The organism is Stenotrophomonas sp. GD04024, from assembly GCF_029837545.1.
In the GTDB taxonomy this organism is placed as follows: Bacteria; Pseudomonadota; Gammaproteobacteria; order Xanthomonadales; family Xanthomonadaceae; genus Stenotrophomonas; species Stenotrophomonas forensis.
Genome location: NZ_JAOEDV010000151.1, coordinates 1 through 2,962 on the forward strand (window position 1 = coordinate 1; position 2,962 = coordinate 2,962).

Genomic DNA, 2,962 nt, shown 5'->3' on the forward strand with positions numbered 1-2,962 from the left:
AAATGCTGCTTTGGGTTTGGGTTTGGCTTTGGCCGTTGCCGTTGCCGTTGCCTGTAGCAGGTGCAGGGCCGCAGGCCCTGCCGACCCCTCACTCCGCTACGTGCTCGACCTGTCGTGGCTCCGGCTTGGTGTCCGGCAACTGCCAGAAGATCATCGTCGACGTCAGCGTGATCGCGCCCACGCACAGGAACGTGGCATGCAGCGCAGCGGTGGCACTGTTGCTGTCCAGGTGGGTACCGAACGCAGCCAGCAGGCTGCCCGCCGCGGCAGCACCGAAGCCGGCCGCGAGCATCATCACCATCGACAGCAGGCTGTTGCCGGAACTGGCGAACTCGCGGTCGAGATCGCGCAGGGTCACGGTGTTCATCACGGTGAACTGCAGCGAATTGACCGCACCGAAGAACGCCAGCTGCAGCAGGCGCCACGCCAGGTGCTGGCCCGGTGTCATCAGGATGAAGCTGGCCATCGCCAGCCCCACCAGCACGGTGTTGACCATCAACACGCGGCGGTAGCCGTAGCGCTCGACCAGCTTCACCGCCAGCTTCTTCGACACCATGCCGGCCGCAGCGACGGGCACCATCATCAGGCCGGCGTTCATCGGGCCCAGGCCCAGGCCGACCTGCAGCAGCAGCGGGATCAGCATCGGCATGGCACTGCTGCCGATGCGCGAGAACAGGTTGCCAAGGATGCCGATGCGGTAGCTGGGCACGCGGAACAGTGCCAGCGAGAACAGCGGCGCGGTGGAGTTGGCCGCGTGCAGCCAGTAGCCCACCAGCGCTGCCAGGCCGGCAACGGTCATCAGCATCACCAGCGCGTGCGGCGTGCCGAGGCCGGAGATGCCGTCCAGCGCCAGCGACAACACCACCATCGCGAAGGCCAGCATGACGTAGCCGCGCAGGTCGAAGCGGGTGCGATGGCTGGCGTAGTGGTCGGGCATGATCTTCATCGCGGCGATGAAACCGATCACGCCGATCGGCAGGTTGATCAGGAACACCCAGTGCCAGGATGCGATCTCGACCAGCCAGCCGCCCAGGGTCGGGCCGATCAAAGGACCGACCAGGGCCGGAATGGCGATGAAGCTCATTGCGCGCAGGAAATCCTCGCGCGACACCGAACGCATCACCGCCAGGCGACCGACCGGCAGCAGCATCGCGCCGCCGATGCCCTGCAGCACGCGCGCACCGACCAGCTGGTGCAGGTGCTGGGCCAGCGCGCAGGCCAGCGAGCCGAGAGTGAACAGGATGATCGCCACCAGGAAGGTGCGCCGCGTGCCATAGCGGTCGGCGATCCATCCGGAGGCGGGGATGAAGGTGGCGACCGCCAGCGCGTAGCTGAACACCACCGACTGCATCTGCAGCGGGCTTTCGCCCAGGCTGGCCGCCATCGCCGGCAAGGCCGTGTTGACGATGGTCGAATCCAGCATCTGCATGAAGATCGCCAGCGACACCAGCCACAGCAGGGGGCGGTGGCGGGCGTAGTTCGATGGCGATGTGGACATGGCGTGCGGCCGGTGCAGCGTGGGGGATGCCATGATCGCGCAATGCGGGTCACGGCGCGATCAACATCGCGCCGTGGTTGCCTGCGCAATGCTCAGCGCTGGCTGTGCGCGTGCACCGCGTCGACCAGTACCTGCACGTGTGTCGGGTCCATGTCCGGTGACATGCCGTGGCCGAGGTTGAACACATGGCCCTCGCGCGAACCGCCATTGCCGGCGGCGTAGGTGTCGAGCACGCGCGCGGCGGCCGCGGCGATGGCATCAGGCGAGGCGTACAGCGTGGTCGGGTCGAGGTTGCCCTGCAGGGCGACGCGGCCGCCGGTGCGGCGCAGGGCCTCGTCCAGGTCCAGCGTCCAGTCCAGGCCGAGCGCATCGGCGCCGGTCTGCGACAGCGCTTCCAGGTGCAGGCCGGTGCCCTTGCCGAACAGGATCAGCGGCGTACGCTCGCTGCCTGCGCCACGGTCCAGGCCCTGGGCAATCCGCTGCAGGTAGCGCAGCGAGAACTCGCGGTACATCGCCGGCGACAGCACGCCGCCCCAGGTGTCGAACACCTGCAGCGCCTGCGCACCGGCGGCGCGCTGCGCGCCGAGGTAGGCGATCACCGCCTCGGTGGTCACTTCCAGCAGGCGGTGCAGGGCCTGCGGGTGGTTCAGCGCCATGGCCTTGATGCGCGAGAAGTCCTTGCTGCCGCCGCCTTCCACCATGTAGCAGGCCAGCGTCCACGGGCTGCCGGAGAAGCCGATCAGCGGCACCTGGCCGTCCAGCTCGCGGCGGATCAGCCGCACCGCGTCCATCACATAGCCCAGGTCCTGTTCCATGTCCGGCACTGCCAGCCTGGCGATGGCGGCTTCATCGCGCACCGGATGGCGGAATTTCGGGCCTTCGCCTTCGACGAAGTACAGCTCCAGGCCCATCGCATCGGGAATGGTGAGGATGTCCGAGAACAGGATGGCCGCGTCCAGCGGGAAGCGGCGCAGCGGCTGCAGGGTGACTTCGCAGGCGATCTCCGGGGTCTTGGCCATGGCCAGGAAGCTGCCGGCCTTGGCCCGGGTCGCACGGTATTCCGGCAGGTAGCGGCCGGCCTGGCGCATCAACCAGACGGGGGTGCAGTCCACCGGTTCGCGGCGCAGGGCGCGCAGCAGGCGATCGTTGCGGAGAGGGCTGGTCACGATGGGCATTCCTTGGGCGAAAGTTGGCAGCGGCGTCAGTCGCCGTGCGAAAGGATCTGGAAGCCGCGATGCAGTTCGGCATCACGGGCCTTCTCGAAGGCATGGCGCGCTTCATCAGCCTGCAGGAACAGCTCGCGCCGAAGCTGCGAGCGGCCACCGACGCGACCGCTCTCGCGCAGCAGTTCCCAACCGCCGAACAGGTCCGGCTGCAGGCTCAGGCGCAGGAAGCGCGGTGCCTGCGCACCGGCATCGGGATGTTGCAGGTAGACGTGCATGGCGCTGATTGTAGCGGGGCACG

At 68.0% G+C, this 2,962-nt stretch carries 3 protein-coding genes; all 3 read right to left on the bottom strand.

Features of this window, described 5'->3' with window-relative positions; all coding sequences use genetic code 11:
- Window positions 1-88 precede the first annotated feature (88 nt).
- The 3 genes from mdtD to N7590_RS22040 all read right to left on the bottom strand — a co-directional run bounded on the left by mdtD (window position 89) and on the right by N7590_RS22040 (window position 2,939).
- Window positions 89-1,498, bottom strand: a complete 1,410-nt coding sequence (mdtD, locus tag N7590_RS22030; protein ID WP_053512070.1) for a multidrug transporter subunit MdtD — start codon at window positions 1,496-1,498, stop codon at window positions 89-91.
- A 92-nt stretch (window positions 1,499-1,590) separates the two neighbouring features.
- On the bottom strand, window positions 1,591-2,673 hold the full coding sequence (gene hemE / locus N7590_RS22035) for a uroporphyrinogen decarboxylase (protein WP_053512071.1): 1,083 nt from the start codon (window positions 2,671-2,673) through the stop codon (window positions 1,591-1,593).
- 26 nt (window positions 2,674-2,699) lie between these two features.
- Window positions 2,700-2,939, bottom strand: coding sequence for a WGR domain-containing protein (locus N7590_RS22040; RefSeq protein ID WP_019660053.1), 240 nt, complete (start codon window positions 2,937-2,939; stop codon window positions 2,700-2,702).
- Window positions 2,940-2,962 lie beyond the last annotated feature (23 nt).

Excerpts from the sequence above, each read along its gene's own strand:
- mdtD (WP_053512070.1), bottom strand. The coding sequence starts at position 1,498 with ATGTCCACATCGCCATCGAACTACGCCCGCCACCGCCCCCTGCTGTGG.
- hemE (WP_053512071.1), bottom strand. The coding sequence starts at position 2,673 with ATGCCCATCGTGACCAGCCCTCTCCGCAACGATCGCCTGCTGCGCGCC.
- N7590_RS22040 (WP_019660053.1), bottom strand. The coding sequence starts at position 2,939 with ATGCACGTCTACCTGCAACATCCCGATGCCGGTGCGCAGGCACCGCGC.